Source organism: Moritella viscosa (assembly GCF_900120065.1).
Lineage (GTDB): Bacteria > Pseudomonadota > Gammaproteobacteria > Enterobacterales > Moritellaceae > Moritella > Moritella viscosa.
The window spans coordinates 1-2,738 of record NZ_FPLG01000140.1 but is presented as its reverse complement, the minus strand read 5'-3'; the positions used below and the strand labels follow the sequence as shown (position 1 = coordinate 2,738).

The following is a 2,738-nucleotide window of genomic DNA, read 5'->3' as shown; positions in this document are numbered from 1 at the left end:
CCCAAGATCTAAACAGCCTCCAATTAGGAGGCCAATTTCAATGAACGACTACAATACCACGACGTAAGCGTAAGATATTTTCTTATCTTCTACTAACAAGCCATGCAAATCCACCACCCACAACAAACATAAGTAAGCTATAGGTTATGGCTGGGATTGTCATGAGGGTATTACCTAATAAAGAACCAGATACGAATAAAGCAATTGTACCATTTTGAATACCGACTTCAATGCCTATGGTTATCGCTTGCTTCCGTTTTAAAGAGAAAAGTTTAGAAGTAAAGTAACCAACTGATAAGGAAAGAATTATAAGTGCCAGGGTCGCAGTTCCAGTTAATGAAAAAAACTCAATAAGATCCGCTCGACTTTTATACATCATACCGGCAATAATGATAAATAAGAACGCTATTGAAAAAACACGTACTGATTTTTCTACACTTAATGCGAAGGTTGGCCGTTTGTGGTTAATAAGCATACTAACACAAACAGGGACAATGGTAATAACAGTTAATTGTACTATCGTTTTAATCAAAGGTAATTCAAATGTTTGTGGGTTATCAAGGAAAATATCAATCATTAATACAGTAAGTAGTGGAATTGTGAAAGGTGTGATTAGACTTATAATCGCACTTAAGCTGATAGATAATGCAACATCACCACGAGCAAGATAACTTATAAAGTTGGATGTTGTTCCACCGGGACAAAAAGCCAAAAGCATTAAACCAACAGCAAGTTCTTGTTTCAAACCGACGAGGACAATGACTAAATAACTTAATAAGGGTAAAATCAGCATTTGACAAATAATACCTATACTTATAGCTTTAGGATTATTTAATACCCTTATAAAATCAATAGGTTTTAGTGATAGTCCCATACCTAGCATTATAATAAATAATGCTAAAGGGAGAATTATCACGGTAAAAATATCAGCCTGCATAATAATATCCTTTTAATATAATGAGAAACTTTAATGTTAATGCATTAAAAGGCTTTGTAGCATCTAAAATGCAACTTTCAATATGATTAGTAACCAAACCTTAAACACCTTAATTTAGATGGTGTTGATACTAACTTTTTTGGCTACCAACTTCTACCATAAGCTATCTTATTACACATCTGACCATCAGAATCGGATATTGTTGAAAGGATTAGATCTGTGAACATCGGTTAGTTTCCGCCGTAGGTGGCCTATGTTCAAATTAACTGCCAGCTTTAATTGTATCGAATGCAACTCCAAATCCCATTAATATTTAACCCATCTGCTGAGTTCACGGAAATGGTTCGCTACGTGAAATTGAGCGAACTAACTCCCACCAATAATTATTCCAAGCAGGTAGCTGACGGCCATCAAATATTCCTATGAGATTTTTTGTTATTACAACACATAAATATTACCTAATAATACTTATTGCCATTACTTAAACCCGATCATCGTTGTTAAGGCGATGAACAATAGGCCGCTGAGGGACGATTTTAGCCCAAGACCTAAAAATGCCACCATTAGGAGGTTAAATTAACTAGTTTACTACAAAAGAAGTATTACAAATGCGAGTGATATCTATTACGATGTAATATTAAGGGGTTTGATTAACGCTTGTAGGATAAGAATGATATGTTGCAATGATAGACAAGTAGAACAAGTAAAGCGAAGCTGGCTTCAAAAGTTGTTTTATACCAGCATTTTCAAATGTCGCAATTGTGGTCACGTAGTTAAATTGAAGAATCATTAATATGATCTAAAATACTCTCACTACGCTTAACGCATGTTATATAATATTTGATATCGCTGAATTCACCATGAATTTAAAATGATCCCCCAAATATAGATATAATTACATCAATTATTTTAAAGATAACAGTGAATATGGAACAAGATAAAAAAGATCGTGTGTTTTATGAATTACTGCAAAACAGTTTGCTTCACCTCTACCAATTTGTATCAGAAACACCGCGATTTGTACCAAATGAAAAAAGAAATAAAATCCTAACAAGCTATTTCAAGAACCAAATGGTAAAAAAAGAATTAAAAAAGAATTAAAAAAGATAAAACCATTGTTACGAGTAATGATTGCAACTGGAAGGAATCAGAAGGCAATACTTGAAAAACATATTTTCTCCTTAATAAACGATATGAACTCTAAATCAAAACGTTACCAATCTACGACAAAGCTAAACAATGACATATAAATCAAAACAATGTAGATGGGCTATAAATTCAGTTAAGCGAAAAGGGGCAGCCCAAGATTTACCTATCGGAATGAGTTACGGCTCAAGTAAAAAGATCTTAAAGGATGGCTCAATACGTGAATATCCACAAATATTATTAACAATTAGGCTTGGAGGAAAAACAAAAAAATTCAGAAAACTTTATACAATACATTCTGATTCGTTCGGCCATTGTAGAACAACACGTGAACAAGCAATAAAAAAACTGACCATTTTAGGTAATTCTTATGCAGACAGTATTGAGTTAGTACACTTTGTTTAAAAAAAATAATAATTACGGTCATTCAAAAGATCTTATAATTTACGATAAGATGTTGAATACATATAACAAATACGGGTATCTATCATTAGATAAAGTTGCAGAGTGGAATTCGCTATTTTCAAAACAAAAATGTACTCGTTTTACGTTTAAAAAATCATTTAAATTCATATTTAAAGATTGCCATGATTCTTTATAAAGAGCGACCATCAAATGTTGCATGTTTCACACTTTGTTAAACCCCGTTTAAAAT

At 32.8% G+C, this 2,738-nt stretch carries 3 protein-coding genes; 2 read left to right on the top strand and 1 reads right to left on the bottom strand.

The window, feature by feature from the left end; all coding sequences use genetic code 11:
* Positions 1-82: 82 nt before the first annotated feature.
* The gene (locus BT797_RS21605) at positions 83-937 is read right to left on the bottom strand and encodes a bile acid:sodium symporter family protein (protein ID WP_075473487.1); all 855 of its coding nucleotides are present in this window, start codon (positions 935-937) and stop codon (positions 83-85) included.
* Between the two features lie 927 nt (positions 938-1,864).
* Between BT797_RS21605 and BT797_RS23945 the strand changes: the two genes are divergently transcribed.
* A complete protein-coding gene (locus tag BT797_RS23945) occupies positions 1,865-2,038 on the top strand; it encodes a hypothetical protein (RefSeq protein ID WP_170860817.1) in 174 nt (57 codons plus the stop codon).
* A gap of 138 nt (positions 2,039-2,176) precedes the next feature.
* Entirely contained in the window at positions 2,177-2,488 is a 312-nt protein-coding gene (locus BT797_RS21600) for a hypothetical protein (protein WP_075473486.1), read from the top strand.
* The last annotated feature ends 250 nt before the right edge of the window (positions 2,489-2,738 follow it).